This window comes from Phycicoccus sp. 3266 (assembly GCF_031456495.1).
GTDB lineage: Bacteria > Actinomycetota > Actinomycetes > Actinomycetales > Dermatophilaceae > Pedococcus.
In genome coordinates this window covers 992,018-1,017,705 of the sequence record NZ_JAVDUW010000001.1, presented here as the reverse complement: position 1 = coordinate 1,017,705, position 25,688 = coordinate 992,018, and the positions used below count along the sequence as shown (strand labels likewise).

Below are 25,688 nucleotides of genomic sequence, written 5' to 3'. Positions count from 1 at the left end.
GACCCCGTGCGCGCCGGGCCCGGTGTGGCCGTGAGCGTCGAGCCGAAGACCGCGCAGGTCGGCCTGGGGCGCGCGGCCGCGTCCGGCGTGCTGTGGCTGGCGGTCCAGAAGTGGCTCGTCCGGCTCAGCGCGTTCGCGACCCTCATCGTCCTGACGCACCACGTCTCGCCCCGCGACTTCGGCGTCGTGGCCGCCGCCTCGACCTTCATCCCGATCATCTACCTGCTGTCGGACGTCGGGTTCTCGACCTACCTGCTGCAGAGCGAGGACTCCGACCGCCGCAGCCTGAGCACCGCGTTCTGGACGACGGTGGTGGCGGGTGCCGTCCTGTCCGGCGTGCTGTGGGTCGCGAGCCCGCTCGTGGGCACCGCCTTCCGGAGCGAGGCGCTGGGCGCGGTGCTGCGCGCGCTCATCCTGTCGGTGGTGCCGACGGTGCTGGCCGGTGTCCCGCTCGCCCTGCTCCGACGGGCCCTGCGCTTCCGCGCCGTGGCCGTGCAGAGCCTCGTCGCCGCGATCTCGGGGCAGGTGGTCGCGATCGTCGTGGCGGTGTCGGGCGGCGGCGTCTGGGCGCTGGTGTCGCAGGTGGTCGTGACGCAGTGGGTCATCGCCGTGCTCGCGTGGTGGAGCGTCCGTTGGCTGCCGGGCCTGGCGTTCAGCCCGCAGAAGTTCCGGCAGATGGCGGCGTTCGGTGTCCGGGTGTCCAGCGTCGACTTCGTCGGCACGGCACGCCTGTGGGCCGAGAGCCTCGTCGTGACGGTGGTGCTCGGCCCGGCCGCGATGGGGCAGCTCAACGTCGGTCAGCGCGTCGTCCAGGTCGCCCAGGACCTCGCCGCCGGCTCGCTCGTGCCCGTCTCGACCGTCGTCTTCGCCAAGGTGCGCGAGGTCCCGGAGCGCCTGGCTGCCTCGTACATCAAGGCGCTGGGCGTGGCGTACGGAGTGGTGTCCCCGCTGATGGTGCTCATCGCCGTGACGGCACCGCAGTCGATCCCACTGGTCTTCGGCAGCCAGTGGTCGGCGAGCATCGTGCCCGCGCAGGCGCTGTCCGTGGCGGCCGTCATCACCCTCGGCGCGATGGTGGACCACGGCCTGTTCTACGGCCTCGGCCGGCCGGGCACGTGGCTCGCGTATGCCGTCGTCATCGACGCCCTGACGCTGACCACCACGGTGGTGGCGGTGCACTGGGGCCTGCCCGGCGTCGCGTTCGGCTTCCTCGTCGTCGCCACCGTCGCCACCGCGGCCCGCTGGGTGCTCGTGGGCCGGCTCCTCGGCATGCGTCCCGCCCAGGTCGCGCGGCCGTTCGTCACGGCGCTCGTGCCGACCGCGGTCACCCTCGCCGTGGGCGGGCTCGTGTCCACGTGGACGTCCCGGGTCCCGTCGGTCTGGCTCGGCCTCGCCCTGCTCGGGGCCGTCACGGTGCTCGTCAACGTCCTGCTCCTGCGGCTCGTCGGGGGCCGCGTCCTGCGCGACGCGTTGGGCCTGCTGCCCGTGCCGGCCAGGGTGACCCGGCCCGTGGTGCGCCTGCTGCGCCTGCAGCCGCTGGACGGGTCCTGAGCACACGCTGACCCCGCGCTGGTCGCGCCCTGACCCGCCTGGTCCGGGAGGCCGTCCGCGGCGGCAGGCGCCTCCACCATTTGGCCTACTCCACGCTTCCGCATCGGGACGACCCGCCTCGCGCTGCTGCGCGGTTCGATGAAGTCTCCAGTGGGAGGGGAAAGCTCATGAAGGTTGCTGTCTTCGGTCTCGGCTACGTCGGCACGGTCACTGCCGCCGGCCTCGCGTCGCGGGGCCACCACGTCGTCGGGGTCGACGTCGACACCATGAAGGTCGACGCGATCGCCTCGGGGCGCAGCCCCGTCGTGGAGCCGGGCATCGACGAGCTGGTGCGCGACGCGGTTGCCGCCGGCCGGCTGCAGGCCACCACCGACGCCAGGCTCGCCGTCGAGGGAGCGGACGTCTCCCTCGTGTGCGTGGGCACGCCGTCCTCGCCGCGCGGCGACACCGACCTGACCTACATCTCGCGGGCGGTGACGGACCTGCGCGAGGCGATGGAGGTCGCCAGGCCGCCGGCATCCGGCATGCACTCCGTGGTCGTCCGCTCGACGGTCCCGCCGGGCACGGTCGCGGGGGTCGTCGCGCCGGTCTTCGACGGCGAGCTGCCGGACGGCTGGGAGGTCGGCACGGCCATGTGCCCCGAGTTCCTCCGCGAGGGCTGCGGCGTCGAGGACTTCTTCGCGCCGCCGTTCGTCGTCGTCGGCACCGCAGACACCCGGACCCGCGCCGCAATGAGCGAGCTGTTCGCGTTCCTGGGCATAGAGATCCACCACGTCGACGTCGCGTCGGCCGAGGCTCTCAAGTACGCCTGCAACGCCTTCCACGCCGTCAAGGTCACGTTCGCCAACGAGATGGGCCGCGTCTTCGCCGCCCACGGTGTCGACAGCCGTCGCGTCATGGAGATCTTCTGCGAGGACCGCAAGCTCAACATCGCCCCGTCCTACCTGCGCCCCGGCTTCGCCTTCGGCGGGTCGTGCCTGCCGAAGGACCTGCGTTCCCTGCAGAGCCTCGCCCGGGTCAGCGGCGTCGAGATCCCGATGGTCGGCTCGGCCATGGTGAGCAACGAGATCGCCGTCCGGGCCGTCGTCGACCGCGTGCTCCAGACCGGCCTGCGCAGCGTCTGCATGCTCGGCCTCAGCTTCAAGATGGACACCGACGACCTGCGCGAGAGCCCCAACCTCGAGGTGGCCGAGCGGTTCGTCGGCAAGGGCCTCGACGTGCGGATCTATGACCCGATCGTCAACCCCGACAAGCTCGTCGGCGCCAACCTGCGCCACCTGCAGAGCAAGCTGGCGCACGTCAACCGGCTGCTGGCGCAGACGCCGGAAGAGGCGCTCGAGGGCGCCGAGGTCGTGCTCGTGTCGTCCTCCGACCCGGCAGCCCTGCGGGCGCTCGCCGCGAGCCGCCCGGCGCTGGTCATCGACCTGCACGGCCGGCTCGGTGCCGACGTCGAGGCGCTGGAGTCCTACGAGGGCGTGGCCTGGTGAGCCGACGGCGCGGCAGCGGCTCGGCGCGGCCCCGCGTCCTGGTCATCGTCCAGAACCTGCCCGTGCCCTTCGACCGCCGGGTCTGGCTCGAGTGCCAGACGCTCACCGGTGCGGGCTACGACGTGACCGTCGTGTGCCCGCAGGGGCACGGGACGGGGGCATCGCAGGTCGTCGACGGAGTGCGGATCCTCGCCTACCGCCCGTACGCCCCGGGCGGGGGAGCGATGGGCTTCATCACCGAGTACGCGTACTCCTTCCTCGCCACCGCGCGGCTGGCCCTGCGCGCCCGGCGCAGCGGCGCGTTCGCCGTCGTCCAGGCCTGCAACCCCCCGGACATCTTCTGGCCGCTGGCGTGGGCCCTGCGCGTCCTCGACGGGACGCGCTTCGTCTTCGACCACCACGACCTGTGCCCCGAGCTGTTCGAGTCGCGCTTCCCGACCGGGCGGCGCGCGTTCCTGCGCGGCCTGCTCTTCCTCGAGCGGATGACGTTCCGGACCGCCGACCGGGTCACCTCCACCAACGAGTCGTATGCCGCGATCGCCACCTCACGGGGCGGCAAGCCGCCGGAGCGGGTCACCGTCGTGCGCACCGGGCCGGACCCGGAGAAGCTCCGTGCCCGCGAGCCCGAGCCGGAGCTGCGGCGCGGCCACGACCACCTGGTTGCCTACCTCGGGGTCATGGGCCCCCAGGACGGGGTCGACGTCGCCCTGCAGGCGGCCGACATCGTCGTCAACCGGCTGGGGCGCACCGACATCGGCTTCGCCCTCATGGGTGGTGGCGACTGCTGGACCGACCTCGTCGCCGAGCGCAACCGGCTGGGCCTCGAGGACCACGTCGAGATGCCCGGGAGGGTCCCGGACGACTTCGTCGTCTCCGTCTTCTCCACCGCCGAGGTCGGGCTGTCGCCTGACCCCCTCAACCCGCTCAACGACGTCTCCACGATGAACAAGACGATGGAGTACATGTCGTTCGGCCTGCCGGTCGTGGCCTTCGACCTGCACGAGACCCGCGTGTCCGCCCAGGACGCCGCGCGGTACGTGCAGCCCGGTGACGTCGAGGCATACGCCCGGGCCATCGTCGAGCTCGTCGACGACCCGGAGGCCCGTGCCGAGATGGGTCGCTACGGTCGCGAGCGGGTCGAGACCCAGCTCGCGTGGGAGCACCAGCGCGGCGGCTACCTCGCCGTGTTCGACGACCTGAGCGGGCGGACCCGGTCCGCCTCCGCCACGCCGGCGCGCTCGGCGCGGTCGACGGCTGCCGGTCGCCCGCGGGTGGGGTCGGGGGCCTAGCCGTGTGCGGTGTGGCAGGGGCGTACCAGCAGCCCGACGGCAAGGTCGTGGTCAGCACGATGGTCGAGCGCATCGACCACCGCGGTCCCGACGCGTGCGGCGTGCTCGAGCTGGTCGACCCGGAGACGTCCGTGGTGCTGGGGCACCGGAGGCTGTCGATCATCGACCTGTCGACCGCGTCGGACCAGCCGTTCGCCAAGGACGGGCTGACGCTGAGCTACAACGGCGAGGTCTACAACTACCGCGAGCTGCGGTCCGAGCTCGAGCGGCACCACGGCATCCGCTTCGCCACCGGCTCGGACACCGAGGTGGTGCTGGAGGCCTGGCGTGCCTGGGGGCCGGCGTCGCTGGCGCGGCTGCGTGGCATGTTCGCCTTCGCCGTCCACGACGCGTCGACGGGCTCGATCACCCTCGCCCGCGACCCGCTGGGCATCAAGCCGCTGTACGTCATGGAGCGCGGTGAGGGAGTCGTCTTCGCCTCCGAGCTCAAGGCGATCCTCGCCGCGGTCGGCCGGGAGCTGACCGTCGACCCGCAGGCGATGGTCGCCTCCGCCCTCTACTACTGGGTCCCGCAGGAGTTCGACTCCGTCCGCGGCGTCTCCAAGCTGCCGCCCGGGACGTGGCGCACCTACCACCGCGACGGGTCGCGGTCCGCCGGCGCCTTCTGGGACGTCGTCGAGGAGGCCGCGCGGGCCTCGCGCGGCCCGCAGGCCGACCTGCGGGAGGTGGTGGCCGAGTCCGTGAAGGCGCACCTCGTGTCCGACGCCCCGGTCGCGTCGTTCCTCAGCGGCGGGCTCGACTCCTCGATCATCACGGCCCTGGCCCACCGCCAGGACCCGTCCATCGAGGCGTACACGATCGCGTTCCGGGCCGAGGACCAGAAGCTCGAGGCCATGCCGGACGACGCGAAGTACGCCCGCATCATGGCCCGCACGCTCGGGATCCGCCTGCACGAGATCGAGATCCGGCCGGACGTCGTCAGCCTGCTGCCGCGGATGGTCGACATCCTCGACGAGCCGATCGGCGACCCGGCGGCGATCAACACGCTCCTCATGTGCGACGCGGCACGCGACGCCGGCGTCAAGGTGCTGCTGTCCGGAATGGGCGCCGACGAGCTCTTCGGCGGCTACCGCAAGCACCTCGCCACCCTCGCCACGGCCCGGTACCGCCGGCTGCCCGCGCCGTTGCGCACAGGCGTCATCGCGCCCCTCGTCCGGGCGACGCCGGTCGCGGTCGGTGGCCGCGGCATACGCACCGTCCGGTGGGCGCAGCGGTTCCTCACCTTCGCCGAGCTGCCGGAGGAGGAGGCGTTCCGGCGCAGCTACACGATGTACGACCGTGACGAGCTGGTCGACCTCGTCGACCCCGCGCTGGCCGGCACGGTCGACCGGGTCCTCGACCGGCACCGCGAGGTGTACGAGGACAACGCGCTCGAGCACCAGGTCGACCGGATGTGCCTGGCTGACGCCCGGATGTTCATGGTGGGGCTCAACCTGACCTACACCGACCGCGCCAGCATGGCCGCGTCGACCGAGGTGCGGGTGCCGTTCGTCGACATCGAGGTCTTCCGGGCCGCGTTCTCGGTGCCAGGGCCGGAGAAGATCCGCGGGCGCGTGCAGAAGGCCGCGCTCAAGGACGCCGCCCGCGCCTGGCTCCCCGACGAGGTCATCGACCGTCCCAAGGCGAGCTTCGGTGTGCCGCTGCGGGCCTGGGTCGGCAACGACCTCAGGGAGCTGGTCGACGACACGCTGCTGCGCGGCGAGCTCGTCGGCTCCGGCTTCCTGCGCCGGGACCCGTTGCAGCGGCTGGTCGACGACCAGCGCTCGGGTCGGCGCGACGAGTCCAAGCAGATCTGGCAGCTGCTGTGCCTGGAGTACTGGTACCGCAACGTGAGGGCCTCGGGGGTGGCCACCGCATGAACGGAACCGACAGCGGCCGCGACGGCAGCTGCAACAGCACCGACAGCAGGAACAGCACCGACAGCAGGAACAGCACCGACAGCGGGAACAGCACGAGCAGGGGGCAGGCGTCGTGAAGCAGGTCGCACAGAACTACCGGTCGGGCGAGCTGACGGTGCTCGACGTCCCGGTGCCGTCGTGCAAGCCGGGGGGTGTGCTGGTCCGCTCGCTGTTCTCGCTCATCTCCACGGGCACCGAGATGATGAAGGTGACCGAGGCGCGGCTGTCGCTGCTGGGCAAGGCGCGCGCCCGGCCCGACCAGGTCAAGAAGGTGCTCGACTCGATGGCCCAGCAGGGTCCGGTCGCCACCTACAAGAAGGCCATCAACACCCTCGACAGCTACACCCCGCTGGGCTACTCGCTGTGCGGGGTCGTCGTCGAGGTGGGCGCCGGCGCGGAGGAGTTCGCGGTCGGCGACCTCGTGGCCGCGGCCGGCAACGAGTTCGCGCTCCACGCCGAGCTCAACTGGGTGCCGCGCAACCTGTGCGTCCGAGTCCCCGACGGTGTCGCCCCCGAGCACGCGGCCTTCGCCACGGTCGGTGCCATCGCCATGCAGGGCGTGCGTCGCAGCGAGCCGCAGCTCGGCGAGCTCGCGTGCGTCATCGGCCTCGGCCTCATCGGCCAGCTCGTCGTCCGGCTGCTCGTCGCGTCGGGGGTCCGTGTGGTCGGTGTCGACACCGTGCCCGCACGCTGCGCCATGGCCGAGGAGGCCGGCGCCATCGCGAGCGGGACGCCCGACGGCGAGGGCGGCGTCGCGCTCGAGCGCGCGATCGCCGCCGCGACCGGCGGCCTGGGCGCCGACCACGTCTTCCTCGCCGCCGGCGGCGACAGCAACGGCCCGGTGGAGCTCGCCGCCCGGATCGCCCGCGACCGCGCGCGCGTGGTGGACATCGGCAAGACCAAGCTCGACCTGCCGTGGAACGCCTACTACGAGAAGGAGCTCGACGTCCGGTTCTCGCGCTCCTACGGACCGGGCCGCTACGACGACCGGTACGAGCTCGAGGGCGTCGACTACCCGGCCGGCTACGTCCGGTGGACCGAGCGCCGCAACCTCGAGTGCTTCCTGCAGCTCCTCGCCGCGGGCTCGGTCGACGTCGGCCCGCTGGTGTCCGGGACGCACCCGATCGCCGACGCCGAGTCGGTCTACGGACAGCTGCGCGACGGCTCGCTGAAGGGCATCGGCTTCCTCTTCGAGTACCCGGAGGCCGCCGACCAGGCGCCGGCCGCGGCGGCGCCGGCCACGGCACACACCCGCACCGTGGCTGCACCGCGGACGGCCGGCACGTCGCAGCGGACCGGCACCGGCACGGACAGCGGGACGGTGCGGCTGGGCTTCATCGGCGCGGGCGCGTACGCCAGCTCGATGCTGCTGCCGCACCTCGCGAAGCTGCCCGCCGCCACGCTCGGCACCGTGGCGACCACCCGGTCCCTGTCGGCGGTGAACGCGCAGCGCAAGTTCGGCTTCCGTGCCCTGACGACCGACGCCTCGAGCGTGCTCGAGGACCCCGCCATCGACGCCGTCTTCGTCGTCACGCGGCACCACTCGCACGCCGACTTCGTCTGCCGTGCGCTCGAGGCAGGCAAGGCGGTGTTCGTCGAGAAGCCGCTGGCGCTGACCGCCGAGCAGGTCGACCGGGTGCTGGAGACCGTCGACCGCACCGGGAACGACCGGGTCATGGTCGGCTTCAACCGCAGGTTCGCCCCACTGTTCACCGACCTGCGGCGGCGGTTCGGCCCGACGGCCGGACCGGTGAGCGTGCGCTACCTCGTCAACGCCGGCGAGCTCTCGTCGGGCAGCTGGTACCTCAACGAGGAGCAGGAAGGGTCCCGCTTCCTCGGCGAGGGCGGCCACTTCATCGACACCGTCGGTGCGTGGATCGGGTCGGCACCGGTGGAGGTGACCGCGTTCCAGACGGGCGACGGCGCAGACCTGCAGGCCACCCTGCGGTACGCCGACGGCTCGCTGGCGACCCTGACGTACGCCACGGACGGCAACGCCCGCTTCCCGAAGGAGACGATGGACGTCTCCGGGGCGGGCCGCAACGCCCGGCTCGACAACTTCACCCGCGCCACGGTCTGGAGCCGGTCCGGCAAGGACGTCAAGCGGTCCTACGCGGGCCAGGACAAGGGCCAGCGCGCCGAGGTGGCCGCGTTCGTCGAGGCGGTCCGGACCGGGGCCCCGATGCCGATCGGCCTGGACTCGCTGGTCTCCACGACCCTCGCCACGATCGCGGTCGAGGAGAGCCTGACCTCAGGGGGGCCGGTCAAGCTGTGAGCAGGTCCCTGTCCTGGTACGCCCGCCGGCTGCGCGCGATGTCGCCCGGCGAGGTCGGTGCGCGCGTCGGTGACCGCGCCCGGCAGCTCGCGTGGGCGCGTCGCCGGGTCGCCCCCGGAGCCGTCCCGCCCGGCGGTGCCGATGTCGACGGCGTCCCAGGGGTCCTCGGCCGGCGTCGGTTCACCTCGACCGTGCCGGCCGGCACGCGCGAGGACGTGCCCGCCGCCGCACGGGAGGCCGTCCTCGCTGCGGCCGAGGGCATCCTCGCCGGGCACTGGCTGGTCCTCGGCGTGCCGCGCCCGGACGTCGCCGACCCCGACTGGTTCGCCGACCCCGTGACCGGGCGGCGCGCACCGCAGGACCTGCTCGCCTTCCGCGTCGACCACAGGGACGAGTCCGTCACAGGCAACGTGAAGTCCGTGTGGGAGCTGTCGCGGCACCACCACCTCACCGTGCTCGCCGCTGCGTGGTGGCTCACCGGCGACGACCGGTATGCCGTGGCCGTGGACCGCCAGCTCCGGTCCTGGTGGGCGGCCAACCCGTTCCTGTCTGGCATCCACTGGACCAGCGGGATCGAGCTGGGCACCCGCCTCGTGAGCTGGGTGTGGGTGCGGCGGCTGCTCGACGGCTGGGCCGGTGCGCCCGCCCTGTTCGAGGACAACCCCGACGCCCTGCGGCAGCTGCGCTGGCACCAGGAGTACCTCGCCGCCTTCCGGAGCCGGGGCTCCTCCTCGAACAACCACCTCGTCGCCGAGGCGGTCGGCCGGCTCTCCGCGGCGTGCGCGTTCCCGTGGTTCGAGGAGAGCGGCCGGTGGCGCCGGTCCGCGGCCGCCAGCCTCGAGTCCTCGTTGCGGGCCAACACCTTCCCCAGCGGCGTGAACCGGGAGCAGGCCAGCGACTACCACCGCTTCGTCGCCGAGCTGGGCCTGCTGGGCCTGGTCGAGGCGGACGCGGCGGGGGAGCCGCTGGGTGCCGGCACCCGCCGTCTGCTGGCCTCCTCCCTCGACGCGGCTGCCGCGATGGTCGACAGCACCGGACGGCCCCCGCGCCAGGGAGACGGTGACGAGGGCCGCGGCCTGGTCGTCGACGACCCCGAGCGCGACCCGTGGGCCTCGCTGCTGGCGTGGGGTGCGGCGGTCGTCGGACCCCGGCCGTGGTGGCAGCCGGTGCCTGCAACCGTGGGCTCGGTGCTGCTCGGCTCGCTGGCCGGGTCGGCGCAGGAGCACCCCGTCGCCGGCCGGCCGGACCGTGCGCCCGTGCAGTTCGCCGACGCCGGCTTCCACCTGCTGCGGACGCGGGACGGCGCTCCCGAGATCTGGTGCCGCTGCGACGGGGGACCGCAGGGGTTCGGCGCGATGGCGGCCCACGGCCACGCCGACGCGCTGTCGGTCGAGGTCCGGTGCGACGGTGTGGACCTGCTCGCGGACCCCGGCACCTACTGCTACCACGGCGAGCCGCAGTGGCGGTCGTACTTCCGCTCCACGGTGGCGCACAACACGATCGAGGTCGACGGGCAGAGCCAGTCGGTCGAAGGCGGCCCGTTCCTGTGGTCGACCCGCACGGACGCGGTGGTCGACGAGTGCGACCTCGACGGCGAGGTGCAGGCCTGGTCGGCGCACCACACCGGCTACCGAAGGCTGGACCCGGCGCTGCGCCACGACCGGCAGGTCCGGCTCGACACGCGGGGGCGGCTGCTCACCGTGCGCGACACCCTGACGTCCTCGCGCCCGCACGCCGTGCGGCTCGCCTGGCACCTCGGCCCCGACGTGGAGGTTGCGCTCGACGGCCCTGTCGCCGAGCTGTCCTGGGACGGCCCCTCCGGCCGCGGAACCGCTCGGCTGCGGCTCCCCGGGGAGCTGGGCTGGACCGCCCACCGCGGCGGGACGGACCCGGTGCTCGGCTGGTACTCACCCCGGTTCGGGGAGCGGGTCCCGGCCACCACCCTGGTCGGCTCCGGCTCGCTGGACGGGGAGCTCGTCCTGACCACCACGCTCGACCTCGCAGCGACCCGCGACATCGAGGCGACGCACCAGCTGGTCGGCGCGACCGACGGCGGCACCCGGACACCCACAACGACCCGGCAGGAAGGACGGCGATGAGCGAGCAGGTGATCGACCTCCGGTCGACGTGGGCCATCCTGCGCCGCCGCGCCGGTGTCCTCGTCGCAGCAGCGGCGCTGGGTGCCGCGGGCGGTGCCGCCACCGCCTACGTGCAGCCCCCGGCATACACGAGCACGAGCATGGTGCTCCTCCCGTCCGCGGCCCCCGGGTCGAACGCTGCGGCCTCGAGCCACAGCATCGACACCCAGGTCGCCATCGCCCAGAGCCAGGCCGTCCTCGGCCCGGCGGGACAGGCGCTGTCGCCGCCCCTGCACGGCGAGCAGGTCTCGCGTCTCGTGACCGTCGAGTCGCCGACGACGGACGTGCTCACCATCACCGCGACTGGCGCGACACCGGCCCGAGCCCAGGCCCTGGCCAACGCCGTTGCCAACGCCGAGCTGCAGTACCTCAAGGACGCCGCGAACTCCCTGACCCAGGACAAGAAGAGCGCGCTGAACGAGCGGTCCACCACGCTCAAGTCGAGCCTGGACTCGGTCACGCGCGAGATCAAGGACGCGCAGACGCGCATCGGCACCGAGTCCCCGACGTCGACGGCCGGCCGGGCGGATGCCGCGGCGCTCGCCGAGCTGACGGCCCAGCAGGCCAACCTCGTGCTGCAGCTCGACCAGATCGAGAAGGAGGCCGCGGGCGCCGGCAGCGGCGACACCTCGGCGGCCCCCAGCGCGAGCGTCATCCAGCAGGCGTCGCCGGCGCAGCGGACCCCGCTCGCGCTGCGCATGGGGCTGAACGGCCTCGCGGGGGCAGGCCTGGACCTCCTCGTCGTGGCCGGGGTCATCGTGGTGCGGGGCCGTCGCGAGCGCAGCATGCGCTCCCGGGACGAGATTGCCGACGCGGTGGGCATCCCGGTCGTCGCGTCCCTGCGCAGCCGGGCCCCGAAGTCGGTGGCGGCCTGGACCACCCTGATCGGCGCCTACACGCCCGACAACGTCGAGATGTGGACGCTGCGGCAGGTCGTGCGCCTGCTCACGCCCGGGCACCCCGGGAGCCTCGTCCCGGAGCCCGACACGGGCGCCGGCCCCTCGCACGTCGTCGTCATCACCCTTGCGGGGGACATGCGGGCGCTCGCCATCGGCCCGCAGCTCGCCTCGTTCGCAGCCTCGACGGGTCTGCGGACCCGGCTCGTCACGGCGCAGACCCACGATGCGGGTGACCCGCTGTGGGCCGCCTGCGCCGGCATACCGACCGAGGCGCAGCCCCGACCCGGTCTCTCGGTGGACACACGCGCCAGCGCCCACGCCACCGGGGACCTGTCCGTGGACCTGGCGGTGATCGACCGGGTCCGGCCGCACGTGCAGCTCAAGGGCTCGGACCGGGCAGCGGTCCTGCTCGCCGTCACCGCGGGAGCGGCCACGGCCGACGAGCTCGCCCGGGCGGCGCTCGCCGCCGACGACTCGGGCCACCCCATCGACCGCATCGTCGTCGTCGACGCCGACCCGCTCGACCGCACGACGGGTCGCCTGGCGCCCGCCGAGCGGGCCCAGCACGTCGTGCTGCCCTCGCTCATGACCGGCTCTGAGGTCGCCGGTGAGGCGACCGCCCTCGACGCACGCAGGAGGCTGCGGTGATCGACGCCACCTGGCGGATCCAGGACGAGGACGGGGACGCCGACCTGACGGGTGCGCCCCGCCCCCTCATGGGCACCTGGCACTACCTGCGCAACTCCCTGCGCCGCGACTGGCGCACCTGGGCCTCGGTGTCCGCGGCCGGCGCCCTGGTCGGGCTGGCGCTCGTCGTCCTCGTGCCCCCGCCCAGCCAGGGCTCGGTGAGCCTGCTCATGGCCCACCCGGCGAACATGGAGGCGCAGTCGGCCATGTCGACGGACGTGAGCCTGCTGACGACCCGGGAGGTGTCGGCCCGGACCGTGGCCAAGCTGGACCTGCCGCTGACGCCGGAGGCCTTCCGCGCCACGATCACGGCCGAGCCGGTGACGACCGAGGTCCTCACCATCACGGTGTCGGCCCCCGACACCGAGTCGGCCGTCAAGCGTGCGGCCGCCCTCACGTCGGTGTACCTCGACTTCCGTGCCACCCAGCTGCGCTCGCTGAGCAGCGGCCTGGTGAACGGCTACCAGGCGCGCGTGGCCGCGATGGAGAAAGAGGTGTCGCAGATCAACGCGCAGTACGCCACGGCGAGCCAGGAGGGCGGCAACCAGACCCGCGCCACCGAGCTGCTGACGCGTCGCAGCCAGCTCGAGTCCCAGATCTACGACATGCAGCAGTCGATCGCCGATGCCGCCCTCACGACCGACGCGGCCGTGTCCTCGACCCACGTGATCGACGCGGCCCAGCCCGTGAAGGGCTCGCTCAAGCGCACGGCGGCCCTCGACCTCGTCTCCGGCCTCATCGGCGGCACGGCACTGGGGGTGGGGTTCGTGCTGTTCCGCGCCCTCACGTCGACCAAGGTGCGCCGCCGCGAGGACGTGGCCCTCGCGATGAACGCCCCCGTCCGGTACAGCGTCGCGTCGCACTCACGACTGGTGCGCCGCCTCCGCGGGCGCCGGCGCGCCACGAGTGACGTCGGCACCCGGCGCGGGGACCTCGACGTCCTCGTCAGGGGGCTGGAGACCCTGCTCGAGGAGTCGGCGCCTCCTGACGGCGGGCGGCTGCTCGCGGCGACCGGTCCGACGCACGGCGTCGCCCTGGCGGCCATCGGCGACCCCAGGATCGCCGCCGCGGTCGTCGACTCGCTGGACGCCAGCCTGCGCGCGCGGGGCCGGACCCCGTTCGTCGTGGACCTCAGCGCCTCCGGCGCGCTCGCGCGGCGCCGTGGCACCGGCCGGCGCGCGCCCCGGGGCCAGACGGGGTCGAGCGCACCGGGAGCGGTGGTCTTCCGTCCCACCGGGGTCCCGGCCCTCGCGACGGGACCGGCAGCCCTGCGTGGCGGACCGGTGGACCTGCCCGACGACGTGCCCTGGCGCGAGGCGTGGGAGCAGGCGGACGTCGTGCTGGCGCTCGTCGAGGTCGACCCCGGCATCGACGCCGAGCACCTGCGGTCCTGGGTCTGCCAGGTGGTCCCCCTGGTCACCGCAGGCGACTCCTCGGCCGAGCTGCTCGAGACCACCGCCGAGCTGGTGAGGGCGGCCGGGCTCGCCCTGCCGTTCGCCATGCTCGTCGGGGCCGACCGCACCGACGAGAGCTTCGGTGCGGTGGCCTTCGGTGAGGCGGTGCCGCGCAGCCTGGTCCCGCAGCCGTGAGCCTCGCCGCGCGCGCCAGGCTGCTGCCGGCCGGTGAGCGGGCAGCCACCGTCTCGCTGCGCGCGAGGGCGAGCGAGGTCCCGAGGCTCCTGATCCTGGCCTGGGGCGCCTTGCTCCTCAACGTGCTCCCGCCCTTCGGCGCCGCGTCGGTCATCCCGATCCCGCACGCGATGAACCAGGCCATCGCCCAGGGCTCGCTGCTCCTCGCCATCGTCCTCGCGCTGCTCGTCAACCCGCGCATCGTCATCCGCCCGAACCTGTTCCTGGTGCTCGTGTCGACGATGGCGGTCGTCGCGCTCATCGTCAGCATCCACAGCGAGTTCATCGTGGGCTCGACGTACCGGGCGATCCGGCTCTGCGGCTTCGTGCTCGCCCTGTGGCTGCTGACCCCGTGGTGGGGCCGTCGCGAGCTCCTGCTGCTCCGCGTGCACCGGCTGTGCCTGTGGGCGGCGGTCGGGTCGGTCGTCCTGGGCCTGGTGATCTCGCCGGGCACCGCGATGGGCGACCAGGGCCGGCTGTCCGGGACCATCTGGCCCATGCCGGCGCCGCAAGTGGCGCACTACGCCGCGGTGCTCCTCGGCACCACCGCCCTGCTGTGGATGTGCCGTGTCATCGGGGGCCGCCATGCCGCCCTGGCCATCGTCGTCAGCGTCGGCGTGCTGCTCGGCACCCACACGCGGACGGCGCTGCTCGGCTGCGTCGTTGGCCTCGCCGTGGGCTCGGCCAGCCTGTTCCTCGGGCACGCGCGGGTGCGGCGCACCTCGGTCTGGACCATCGTCACGGCGATCGTCGGAGGCACGGTGTTCGCCCCCCAGATCGTCAAGTGGCTGGCGCGGGGCCAGAGCGCCCAGGACGCCGCCGAGCTGACCGGCAGGACGAAGGTGTGGAGCGCGGCGACCGAGGGCCAGCGGCCCCTCGTCAACCAGCTGTTCGGCAACGGCCTGTCCAACAAGTCCTTCAACGGCCTGCCCGTCGACAGCAACTGGGTCGCGACCTACATCGACCTCGGCTGGTTCGGGATCGTCATGCAGGTGGCGTTCCTGCTGCTCCTGCTGCTGATGGCGGCGACGCACGTGCGGGGCCTGCGGCGGGCGACCGCCCTGTTCCTCACGGTGTACTGCATCACCTCCTCCTTCACCGAGGTCGGACCGGGGGACGCGTCGCCGTACCTGCTGGACCTGTTCGTCGCCGCCTCCCTCCTCGCGCCACAGCCCGATGCGCTGCGCGCCCGCTTCGTCCGGTCGAGACGGTCGGCGCCGTCGCCGCACGCCCAGCGGCCAGTGCGCGCCTGAGGCCTCGGCAGCCGGGGAGTGCCGCGGTATGCCGTGCGCCGCGCGCCGTGTGTCGCGGTATGCCGTGCGCCGCGCCCGCGGCTCCGGTCGTGGTTCGGGCGGCGCCCCGGAGCCGCCCGGGCTACTGCACGTGCAGTAGGGCCTCGTAGTACCGGGGACCGTGCCGCACACCCGGCCGCGGGACGACGATTCTCGAGTGCTCATCAGCCATGGCGCACCGACGTCCGCGACCGACTCCGCACGGGTCGCGGAGCGGGGACGCCGGGACGCGGCGCGAGTCGACCGAGGTGGTCGAGCCGTGCCGGTGGCTGCGGTCGCGGGGGCGACCGGTTGACGACGGCGCACGGGAGACGGACATGGTTGGTGCACAAGGCGGCCGGGGCGTGCTGCTCGACCGGGACGGGACGATCATCGTCGACAGCGGCTACGTCGGGTCGGTCAACGACGTGGTGTTCCTCGACGGCGCGATCGAGGCCATCGCCCGCCTCAACGCGGCCGGTGTCCCCGTCGCCGTCGTGACCAACCAGGCGGGGGTCGCCCGCGGGTACTACGAGCTCGAGGACGTCGAGCTGGTGCACAAGCACATGGCTGCGGAGATGGCCCGTGGTGGCGCGCACGTCGACGCGTGGTTCTCCTGTCCCTACCACCCGGACGGCACGGTGGCGCCGTTCGCCCGGGCCAGCGCCGACCGGAAGCCGGGGCCCGGCATGGCGATCGCCGCCGCCGGTGCGCTCGAGCTGGACCTCGCCCGCTCGTGGGTCGTGGGCGACAGCGCCTGCGACGTCGGCCTGGCGCGAGCCGTCGGCGCCTCCCCGCTCCTCGTCGGCAGCGGTGAGCCGGCGGAGCCCGGCGTCACGGGCGTGGCGAGCCTCGCCGACGCCGTCGAGCTGATCCTCGCCGAGCTGGCGACGCCGGTGGCACCGGCCGCGGCGAGCGCGTTCCCCGACCACGCCTACGGCGACGCCTCCTGGTTCGCCGGCGACTACGCCGGCGAGCTGACCCGCGCGCTGGCCACGGTCGAGGAGGGCCGGTTCGAGGCGGCCGCGCGGATCCTCGACGCGGCATACACGCGGGGCGCGACCGTCTTCTCCATCGGCAACGGCGGCTCGGCCTCGATCGCCAACCACTTCCAGTGCGACCACGTGAAGGGTGTGCGCATCGGCACCGACCTGCTCACCCGCGTGCAGAGCCTGAGCACCAACGTCGAGATCCTCAGCGCGATCGCCAACGACATCGGCTACGACAGCGTGTTCGAGTACCAGCTGCAGTCGCAGGCGCGTGCCGGCGACGTCGTCGTGGCCGTCAGCTCCTCGGGCCGCTCGCCGAACATCGTCCGGGCGCTGGAGTGGTGCGCCGCCAACGGCGTGGAGACCATCGCGCTCACCGGCTTCAGCGGCGGCCCGTCGCGCGAGCTGGCCACGGTGTCGATCCACGTCGACTCGCTCAACTACGGCGTCATCGAGGACAGCCACCAGGCCTGCATGCACCTGCTGGCGCAGTACGTCCGGCAGTCGCACATGGAGCCCGCGGCGGTCGAGAGCGCGGTGTTCTGAGCGATGCGTGTCGCCATCAACCTGTTGACCGACGACCCCGACCACCCCTCCGGAGCGCACTGGTTCTGGACCCGCGTCATCCCCGAGATGGCCGCCAACCTCACCGAGGACGAGGAGCTGCACCTGCTGGTCAGCCCGCGGACCCGGTCGATGCACGAGGGCTACGGCCGCGGGGTGCACTACGTCACCTTCCCGTGGTCCAACGAGCGGCGGAACCTGCGCACGCTCAGCGAGCACCTCTACGCACCGATCCGCCTGCCCCTGAAGAGGATCGACGTCTTCAACACCCTGATCGCGCCGATGGTCAAGCCGGCGCCCGGTCTCGTCGCGCACTTCAAGACGATGCACGCGTTCACGGCACCGGAGGCGATCGGCGCCGCGGCCCGGATGTACCGGCGCATCGGCTACCCGCGCACCGCGAGCGTGGCCGACGCGATCATCATCAACTCCGAGAGCCTGCGGGCCGAGGTGGAGAAGCACCTCGACGTCGACCCGGCCAAGCTGCGGCTCATCCCCGAGGCCGTGGACCACGAGGTGTTCCGGCCCGGTGACCCCGAGCAGGCGCGACGGCGCCTCGCCGAGAGGTATGCCGTGGACGGGCCGTTCGTGCTCTTCGTGTCCTCGCTGTGGCCCTACAAGAACTGCGAGGGGCTGCTGCGTGCCTTCGCCCTCGTCAAGGGCGACCTCGACGGCCACAAGCTGGTCGTCGTGGGACCCGGCCGCGACACGGCATACGTCGCGCAGCTGCACGCCCTCGCCGAGGAGCTGGGCATCGCCGAGGACGTGGTGTGGGTCGGGGGCGTGGCGCTCGAGGAGACGGTCGACTTCTACCGGGCCGCGGACGTGTTCGTGTACCCGTCGCACAACGAGACGTTCGGGCTGACCATCCTCGAGGCGATGGCCTGCGGGTGCCCGGTGGTGACGTCGGACCGCAGCGCGATGCCCGAGACGGCCGGTGGCGCAGCGGTGCTCGCCGATCCCGAGGCGCCCGAGACGATCGGCCGCGCCATCCTCGAGGCGATGGGGTCGGCAGACGGCCTGCGGGCGCGCGGGCTGGCCCGCGCCGGCGAGTTCACCTGGGCGCAGACGGCGAAGGCGACCCTCGAGGTCTACCGCGAGGTCCACGCGATGAGGAGCGGACGATGAGGATCCTGGTCACCGGAGGCGCCGGCTTCATCGGCTCGCACACCGCCGACCGCCTGGTGGAGCTGGGGCACGAGGTCGTCGTGCTGGACGCGCTCACCGCGCCGGTCCACCGGGACGGCAAGCCGAACTACCTGACGCCCGGGGCGGAGCTGTGGGTGGGCGACGTGCGCGACAAGGACCTGCTCGCGAACCTGCTGCGGCGCGTCGACGCGGTCTACCACTTCGCCGCCTACCAGGACTACCTCACCGACTTCTCGCGGTTCACCTCCACCAACGTCGTCTCCACGGCACTGATCTACGAGGTCGCGGTGGCCGAGGGGCTCGACCTGCAGAGGGTCGTCGTCGCCTCGTCGCAGTCGGCCATGGGGGAGGGCCTGTACTCCTGTCCGGTCGACGGACCGCAGGCCCCGGACATGCGCCCGGAGTCTGCTCTCGCCAGGGGGGAGTGGGACCACCGGTGTCCGCAGTGCGGCGGCCCTCTGGAGATGCTGCTCACCCCGGAGTCGTTCTCGCACCCGCAGAACGCCTACGGGATGTCGAAGTACGGCGAGGAGATGGTGGCGGTCAACCTCGGCCGCCGCTACGACATCCCGACCGTCGCCCTGCGGTACAGCATCGTCCAGGGCCCGCGGCAGTCGATCTACAACGCCTACTCGGGTGCCTGCCGCATCTTCTGCCTGCACTACCTGCTCGGCTCGGCGCCGACGCTGTACGAGGACGGCGGCATGGTCCGCGACTACGTCAACATCCACGACGTCGTCGCCGCGAACGAGCTCGCGCTCACCGACGACCGCGCGGCCGGCCGGGTGTTCAACGTCGGCGGCGGCACGGCATACACGACAGCGGAGTTCGCCGACGTCGTCCGGGCGCACTACGGGTCCGAGCTGCCGGCGCGGGTCTCGGGGGAGTACCGCTTCGGCGACACCCGGCACATCCACTCGGACATCTCCGCGCTGCGCGACCTGGGCTGGGAGCCCAAGCGGATCCCCGCCGACTCCGTCGCGGAGTATGCCGCCTGGCTCGAGGGGATGCCGGGCCTGGACGACGTGCTCGCCGATGCCGACGCGAAGATGCGCCAGCTCGGGGTCGTGCGCAGGGCGGCGACGTGACGCTGCAGCAGCCACGGGATGCCGCCGCGGCGGCGGGCCCGCTGCCGCTGGTCGTCGCGATGGTGGCGCGCGAGCGCGGCATCACCGGGGTGCACACCCACGTCCGGCAGCTGCGCCGCTACCTCGACCGCACCGGCACGCCGGCGGAGCTCGTGACCCCGCACTCGTGGGTGTCGGGCACGGGGGACGCGAGGTCGGCGGGCGCGTGGTGGCGCCGGCTCGTCCTCGCCCCGGCCTTCGGCGCCAGGGTGGTCCTCGAGCGGGTCTGGGGGCCGGGCAACGTGTGGTGGTACCGCACCTCGCACGAGGTCGTCCTGCGCAGCGCCCTGCGGCAGCGCCTCGCCGGGGCGGGTCCCTGCGTGGTCTACGCCCAGTGCCCGGTGTCCGCGCGGGCCGCCCTCGCAGCTCGGACCGGCCCGGAGCAGCGGGTGGTCCTCGCCGTCCACTTCCGGATCTCCCAGGCCGACGAGTGGGCGGACAAGGGTCAGGTCCACAAGGGCGGGCCTGTCTACCGGTGGATCCGTGCGACCGAGCGCGAGGTCGTGCCCGCGGTGGACGGGATCGTGTTCGTCTCGCGGTGGGCCCGCGACGTCCTCCGCGCCTGGCTGCCGGCGGTCGACACGGTGCCCGGCACGGTGATCCCCAACTTCGTGGACGTCACCCCCGCCGACTCGGGCGACCCCGACTCGGGCGACAGCGACCCGGGCCCCGAGTCGGCTGCGGCGGACCCGGGCGCCGCCGAACCGCTCGCGGCGCGCGATGTGGAGCCGGCCGCCGCGGGGCGCACCGCCGACCTGGTGAGCGTCGGCAACCTCGAGGCGGTCAAGAACCACCGCTACCTCCTGCGCGTCCTCGCCGCCGCTCGCGCGCTGGGCCACGACTACACCCTCGACGTCTTCGGGCAGGGGGTCGAGCGGGGGAACCTGCTCGCGCTCGCCCGCGAGCTGGGCGTCTCGGACCTGCTGCGGCTGCCGGGTTTCCAGCCCGACGTGCAGCAGCGCCTACCCGGCTACCGGGCCTACGTGCATGCCTCGTACTCGGAGTCCTCCTCGCTCGCCATCATGGAGGCGATGGCAGCTGGACTGCCCGTCGTGTCCGTGCGCGAGAACGCCCTCGGCGAGCTCTTCGTGGACCCCGACGAGGGCCGGTTCTGGCCGCTCGACGACGCGGAGGAGGCCGCGCGGGTCCTGGTCGACCTGCTCGAGGACGACGCCGAGGTCGCCCGGGCGGGCGCTGCGGCCCGGGCCGCCTTCCTTGACCGCTACGACGCGGAGGTCGTCGCCCCGCGGCTGGTGCGCTTCCTGCTCGACGGAGCTGCATCCGAGGTGGATGCCGGGCTCGAGCGCGTCGGCTGACCGGGCGCCGCGCTGCGGCGCCCCGGTCGCGGCGCGCCGCGCAGCGGCAGCAGGCTGACGCCTGTGAGGACCACGAGGGCAAGCAGGACGCCGCCGGCGACGTCGCTGGGCCAGTGCGCGGCGGAGACGAGGAGCGCCCGGGCCATCAGGGCTCCGGCCAGGACGGCGGGCGCCCAGTGCCACCAGCGCACCCGCGGGGACAGGACCATCACCGAGCCGGCGCAGCACACGAGCACCGCCACCACGTGCCCGGACGGGAAGGCGCCACCGGTGGGTGCGACCCAGCCGTGCGGGTCGGGGCGCTGCAGGGCCAGCTTGACCGCCGCCGTCAGCACGACCGCGCTCGTGGCGAGCACCGCGGCGAACAGTGCCGGCCGCCACGTCCTGCGCCACGCGCACGCGGTGGCCGTGGCGGTGGCCAGGACGAGCACCATGTGCTGGGGCGACAGGCGCGCCATCCACGGGCTCGCGGCGACCTGGGCGCCGCCCCAGGCGTCGCCCGGGCGCAGGCGGGCGGTCGTCGCGACGTCCAGGGCGTGCGTGGCGCCGGTGGCCACGAACAGGCCCAGGGCGACGAAGCAGACCGCGCAGCCGATCCCGAGCCACGCGGTGCCGGGCAGCCTGCCGAGGACGACGCGCATGGACGGGACCCCCTGGGGACGGCGACGGTGGGCCGCGGCGGCTCCGTCGTGCGCGAGCTGCCGGACCCCCATGCCCTGCACATGGGGACGTGCGACTGACGGCCGACGCTACCCGGGGGGAGGGGTGGGGACATCGGCCGGAATGCGTACGCACCGGCACGGACCACGCCATGACGGACGACCGCCGCACTCCAGTGGTGTCGCCCGGCACCGCTGCCCTGCGGAGTGCTGCGGCAGCGGTCAGCCTGTGGGCGGTGTCGCCCGGACCGCCGCCGCCGGCGCTGCGGCAGGCGGTCAGCCCTTGAGCGGTGTCGCCCGGACCGCCGCGGCCAGCGCTGCGAGGTCGGGCTGGTTGCCCTGCCGCAGCACCAGGACCAGCTGGTTCGAGCTGACCCACCCCGCGACGGACCTCGTGCCCGTGGACAGGGCCATGACCTGCGTCCCGACCTTGACGAAGCGCGGCTCGGAGGACGACTTGGAGACGGCGTTGAGCAGCTGCACGACGTACTGGTCCTGGAAGGTGGCGCTCTTCGACGAGCCGGGCTTGAGCGTGTAGACCGCCACGACTCCGGCATCCTTGCCGCCCACCCGCACGGTCGTGACCGACCGCTGGGTCGCCAGGCCGCCCGAGGCCTTGGCCACCGGGCTGAACAGCTGCATGCGACTCGCAGAGGCCTTGGCGTACGACACGTCGGCCAGCTTCGCCGGGCTCACCCGCGGGACGTCGGCGCGGGTGTCCTTGACCGTCGTCCGGGACGGCGTCGGCCCCGAGGTGCCCGAGCTCGAGCTGCCCGCCGGGGCGGCCGTCCCGTGGCTGTTCGAGCCGGACCCGGAGCCGCCGCTGCAGGCGGCGGTGCCGAGGGCCACGACGGCCACGACGCTCGTCAGGGCCAGGCGGGTCCGTGCGGTCATGGTCTCTCCCCGGTGGTCGGTCTGCCCATGCCCTTCGACGGTACGAGCGGCGGCTGGCCGGCACCCCATGCCGATGCTGTAGGCGGTCGTGGGCCGGGTGCACGACCGCCCGTGCCCGGGTGCCCTGTCCGCGGTCGCGGTTACAGTGGGAGCACCCCCACCTGCTCCTTGCGGTGGGGCGTTCGTGCTGCCCCAGGAGAGATATCCCCGTGTCGCTGGCCCCCCTGCTCGACGTCCTCGCCACCGACCCCGCGGTGGCCGGTGCCCTGACCGTCGCCCGCTCCGGCGAGCCGTCGGCCGACCTCAGCGTCGCCGCCGGCGCGCGCCCGGAGCTCATCGCGGCGATGACCCGCGAGTCGGGGCGGCCGCTGCTCGTCGTCACCGCGACCACCCGCGAGGCCGAGGACCTCGTCGACGCCCTCGGCTGCTTCCTCGAGCCGGCTCGCGTCGCCGACTTCCCGGCCTGGGAGACGCTGCCGCACGAGCGCCTCAGCCCCCGCAGCGACACCGTCGGCAAGCGGCTCGCCGTGCTCCGCCGGCTGCGCCACCCTGACCCCACCGACGCCACCTGGGGCCCGCTCGACGTCGTCGTCGCCCCGGTCCGCGCCGTCCTCCAGCCGCTCGCGCAGGGCCTCGGCGAGCTCGCCCCGGTCTCGCTCCGTGCCGGCGACGAGGCACCCCTCGAGCAGGTCGTCGAGGACCTCGCGGCCGCGGCATACACCCGCACCGACCTCGTCGAGCGGCGCGGTGAGTTCGCCGTCCGCGGTGGCATCCTCGACGTCTTCCCGCCCACCGAGGACCACCCCGTCCGCGTCGAGTTCTGGGGCGACACGGTCGAGGAGATCCGCTGGTTCAAGGTCGCCGACCAGCGCAGCCTCGAGGTGGCCGAGCACGGGCTGTGGGCGCCGCCGTGCCGCGAGGTCCTGCTCACCGACTCCGTCCGCGAGCGCGCCCGGGCCCTCATGGACCAGCTGCCAGGTGCCCTGGACCTGCTCGGCAAGCTCGCCGAGGGCATCGCCGTCGAGGGGATGGAGTCGCTGACGCCGGCCCTCGTCGACGGCATGGAGAGCATCCTCGACACCCTGCGCGAGCGCAGCGCCGTCGTCCTGTGCGACCCCGAGCGCGTGCGCACCCGCGCCCACGACCTCGTCGCCACCAGCCAGGAGTTCCTCGACGCCGGCTGGGCCAACGCCGCCGCGGGCAACGCCGTGCCGATCGACCTACAGGGCGTGCTGGGCACCGCCTCGTTCTGGACCGTCGCCGACCTGCGCTCCCACGCCGCCGAGCTCGGTATGCCGTGGTGGGACCTCTCGCCGTTCGTCGCCGACGAGGAGACGGCCGCCGACGACGCGGTCGTGGTCAACACCGGGCTCGAGGAGGCTCCGCGCTACCGGGGCAGCACCCCCGACGCCGTGGCCGACCTGCGCCGCTGGGTCACCGAAGGCTGGCGCGTCGTCGTGGTCACCGAGGGGCCCGGCATGGCCCGGCGGGTGGCCGAGGTGCTCGCCACCGAGTCCGTGCCGGCCCGCCTCGACGCCGACCTCACCGACCTGACCGACGGTGTCGTCCACCTCACGAACGGGTCGGTGGGCAGCGGGTTCCTCTGTCCCGCGAGCAGGTTCGCCGTCATCACCGAGAACGACCTGACCGGCTCGACCGGCACGGGCGGCTCGACCAAGGACATGCGCAGGATGCCGTCGCGGCGCCGCAACCAGGTCGACCCCCTCCAGCTCAAGCCCGGCGACTTCGTCGTCCACGAGCAGCACGGTGTCGGCAAGTTCGTCGAGATGGTCCAGCGCACCGTCGGCGGCGCCACCCGTGAGTACCTCGTCATCGAGTACGCCGCGTCCAAGCGCGGCCAGCCGGGCGACCGGCTGTTCGTCCCCACCGACCAGCTCGACCAGGTCACCCGGTACGTCGGCGGCGAGCAGCCGACGCTGAACCGGATGGGCGGCTCGGACTGGAAGCAGACCAAGAGCAAGGCCCGTCGCTACGTCAAGCAGATCGCGGCCGAGCTGATCCAGCTCTACTCCGCCCGCATGGCCAGCAGCGGCCACGCCTTCGGCCCGGACACCCCGTGGCAGCGCGAGCTCGAGGACGCCTTCGCCTACGTCGAGACGCCCGACCAGCTGTCGTCCATCGACGAGGTCAAGGCCGACATGGAGCGCACGGTGCCGATGGACCGCCTCATCTGCGGCGACGTCGGCTACGGCAAGACCGAGATCGCCGTCCGCGCCGCGTTCAAGGCGATCCAGGACGGCAAGCAGGTCGCCGTGCTCGTCCCGACGACCCTGCTCGTCCAGCAGCACCTGCAGACCTTCACCGAGCGCTACCAGCAGTTCCCGGTGACGGTGAAGGCCCTGTCGCGGTTCCAGTCCGACAAGGAGGCGCGCGAGACGATCGCCGGCCTGGCCGACGGCAGCGTCGACCTCGTCATCGGCACGCACCGGCTGCTGTCCAAGGACATCCGCTACAAGGACCTCGGCCTGGTCGTCATCGACGAGGAGCAGCGGTTCGGGGTCGAGCACAAGGAGCAGCTCAAGAGCCTGCGCACGTCGGTCGACGTCCTCGCCATGTCGGCGACGCCGATCCCGCGCACGCTCGAGATGGCGGTGACCGGCATCCGCGAGATGTCGACGCTGGCCACGCCCCCGGAGGAGCGGCACCCGGTCCTGACCTACGTCGGCGCCTACGACGAGAAGCAGATCGTCGCCGCGATCCGGCGCGAGCTGCTCCGCGACGGCCAGGTGTTCCTCGTCCACAACAAGGTGTCGAGCATCGAGAAGGGCGCGAGCCGCATCCGCGAGCTCGTGCCCGAGGCCCGCGTCGCGACCGCCCACGGCAAGATGGGCGAGCACAAGCTCGAGCAGGTCGTCCTCGACTTCTGGGACAAGCAGTTCGACGTCCTCGTCTGCACCACCATCGTCGAGACGGGCCTGGACATCTCCAACGCCAACACCCTCATCGTCGAGCGCGCCGACGTCCTCGGACTGAGCCAGCTGCACCAGCTGCGCGGTCGCGTCGGCCGTGGTCGCGAGCGGGCCTACTGCTACTTCCTGTACCCGCCCGAGAAGCCGATGACCGAGACGGCGCACGACCGGCTGCAGACCATGGCCAGCCACACCGACCTCGGCGCCGGCATCCAGATCGCCATGAAGGACCTCGAGATCCGCGGCGCCGGCAACCTGCTGGGCGGCGAGCAGTCCGGCCACATCGCCGGGGTCGGCTTCGACCTCTACGTCCGGCTGGTCGGCGAGGCCGTGGCCGACTTCCGCGGCGAGGGCGAGACGGCCCCGGCCGAGATCAAGATCGAGCTGCCGGTCGACGCCCACCTTCCGCACGACTACGTGCCGGGGGAGCGGCTGCGGCTCGAGGCGTACAAGAAGCTCGCCAGCGTCGTCGACGAAGCCCAGCTGGCCGAGATCGTGGCCGAGCTCGAGGACCGCTACGGCACGCCGCCGGAGCCGGTGCAGCACCTGTTCGAGGTCGCGAGGCTGCGCACCGTGGCCCGCCAGGCGGGGGTCGCGGACATCTCCGTGCAGGGCAACTACGTGCGGTTCGGGCCGGTCGAGCTGCCCGAGTCGGCGCAGCTGCGGCTGCAGCGGCTGTACCCGAAGTCGTTGGTCAAGGACGCGGTGCATACCATTCTCGTGCCGAAGCCGACCACGGCCCGGGTGGGTGGAAAACCGCTGCGCGACACGGCAGTCTTGCAGTGGGCCAGCGACCTCATCCGCGCCGTGCTGCTGGGCAGCGTCTCCGACGCGGCCCGCGTCGGTGCCGGTCAGGGAGCGGCGACCGCCCGTTGAG

The 25,688-nt window shown here is 73.3% G+C and carries 16 protein-coding genes; 14 read left to right on the top strand and 2 right to left on the bottom strand.

From position 1 onward, the window contains the following. Positions 1-30 precede the first annotated feature (30 nt). The 13 genes from J2X64_RS04845 (at position 31) to J2X64_RS04785 (ending at position 20,328) form a co-directional block, all read left to right on the top strand. Positions 31-1,551 (top strand): lipopolysaccharide biosynthesis protein, encoded by a 1,521-nt coding sequence (locus J2X64_RS04845; RefSeq protein ID WP_310150423.1) that lies wholly within the window; start codon positions 31-33, stop codon positions 1,549-1,551. 167 nt (positions 1,552-1,718) lie between these two features. Continuing rightward, the gene (locus J2X64_RS04840; protein WP_310150421.1) at positions 1,719-3,038 is read left to right on the top strand and encodes a nucleotide sugar dehydrogenase; all 1,320 of its coding nucleotides are present in this window, start codon (positions 1,719-1,721) and stop codon (positions 3,036-3,038) included. Further along, positions 3,035-4,327 carry a glycosyltransferase family 4 protein gene (locus tag J2X64_RS04835; protein ID WP_310150417.1) on the top strand — a complete coding sequence of 431 codons (1,293 nt, stop codon included), beginning with the start codon at positions 3,035-3,037 and terminating at the stop codon, positions 4,325-4,327. The genes J2X64_RS04840 and J2X64_RS04835 overlap by 4 nt, the downstream gene beginning before the upstream one ends. Positions 4,328-4,338: 11 nt before the next feature. After that, a complete protein-coding gene (asnB, locus tag J2X64_RS04830; RefSeq protein WP_310150414.1) occupies positions 4,339-6,246 on the top strand; it encodes an asparagine synthase (glutamine-hydrolyzing) in 1,908 nt (635 codons plus the stop codon). A gap of 112 nt (positions 6,247-6,358) precedes the next feature. Next, positions 6,359-8,560 carry a bi-domain-containing oxidoreductase gene (locus J2X64_RS04825; RefSeq protein WP_310150411.1) on the top strand — a complete coding sequence of 734 codons (2,202 nt, stop codon included), beginning with the start codon at positions 6,359-6,361 and terminating at the stop codon, positions 8,558-8,560. Then, entirely contained in the window at positions 8,557-10,659 is a 2,103-nt protein-coding gene (locus J2X64_RS04820; RefSeq protein WP_310150408.1) for an alginate lyase family protein, read from the top strand. The genes J2X64_RS04825 and J2X64_RS04820 overlap by 4 nt, the downstream gene beginning before the upstream one ends. Next, positions 10,656-12,245 carry a Wzz/FepE/Etk N-terminal domain-containing protein gene (locus J2X64_RS04815; protein ID WP_310150405.1) on the top strand — a complete coding sequence of 530 codons (1,590 nt, stop codon included), beginning with the start codon at positions 10,656-10,658 and terminating at the stop codon, positions 12,243-12,245. Before J2X64_RS04820 ends, J2X64_RS04815 begins: the two co-directional genes overlap by 4 nt. Beyond that, complete coding sequence (locus tag J2X64_RS04810; protein WP_310150403.1) at positions 12,242-13,873, top strand: hypothetical protein; 1,632 nt, start codon at positions 12,242-12,244, stop codon at positions 13,871-13,873. Before J2X64_RS04815 ends, J2X64_RS04810 begins: the two co-directional genes overlap by 4 nt. Further along, complete coding sequence (locus J2X64_RS04805) at positions 13,870-15,165, top strand: hypothetical protein (RefSeq protein ID WP_310150400.1); 1,296 nt, start codon at positions 13,870-13,872, stop codon at positions 15,163-15,165. The genes J2X64_RS04810 and J2X64_RS04805 overlap by 4 nt, the downstream gene beginning before the upstream one ends. A gap of 356 nt (positions 15,166-15,521) precedes the next feature. Further along, complete coding sequence (locus J2X64_RS04800) at positions 15,522-16,718, top strand: HAD-IIIA family hydrolase (protein WP_310150398.1); 1,197 nt, start codon at positions 15,522-15,524, stop codon at positions 16,716-16,718. A gap of 3 nt (positions 16,719-16,721) precedes the next feature. Continuing rightward, a complete protein-coding gene (locus tag J2X64_RS04795) occupies positions 16,722-17,864 on the top strand; it encodes a glycosyltransferase family 1 protein (RefSeq protein ID WP_310150395.1) in 1,143 nt (380 codons plus the stop codon). Further along, positions 17,861-18,973 (top strand): NAD-dependent epimerase/dehydratase family protein, encoded by a 1,113-nt coding sequence (locus J2X64_RS04790; RefSeq protein ID WP_310150391.1) that lies wholly within the window; start codon positions 17,861-17,863, stop codon positions 18,971-18,973. The genes J2X64_RS04795 and J2X64_RS04790 overlap by 4 nt, the downstream gene beginning before the upstream one ends. Beyond that, the gene (locus J2X64_RS04785; RefSeq protein ID WP_310150388.1) at positions 18,970-20,328 is read left to right on the top strand and encodes a glycosyltransferase family 4 protein; all 1,359 of its coding nucleotides are present in this window, start codon (positions 18,970-18,972) and stop codon (positions 20,326-20,328) included. Before J2X64_RS04790 ends, J2X64_RS04785 begins: the two co-directional genes overlap by 4 nt. Here J2X64_RS04785 and J2X64_RS04780 read toward each other — a convergent pair. Beyond that, entirely contained in the window at positions 20,235-20,969 is a 735-nt protein-coding gene (locus tag J2X64_RS04780; RefSeq protein WP_310150386.1) for a phosphatase PAP2 family protein, read from the bottom strand. The two genes, J2X64_RS04785 and J2X64_RS04780, sit on opposite strands and share 94 nt — an antisense overlap. A 294-nt stretch (positions 20,970-21,263) precedes the next feature. Next, entirely contained in the window at positions 21,264-21,881 is a 618-nt protein-coding gene (locus J2X64_RS04775) for a hypothetical protein (RefSeq protein ID WP_310150383.1), read from the bottom strand. Between the two features lie 209 nt (positions 21,882-22,090). Here J2X64_RS04775 and mfd point away from each other — a divergent pair, with 209 nt between their 5' ends. Next, positions 22,091-25,687 carry a transcription-repair coupling factor gene (gene mfd / locus J2X64_RS04770; protein ID WP_310150380.1) on the top strand — a complete coding sequence of 1,199 codons (3,597 nt, stop codon included), beginning with the start codon at positions 22,091-22,093 and terminating at the stop codon, positions 25,685-25,687. Position 25,688: the final 1 nt, after the last annotated feature.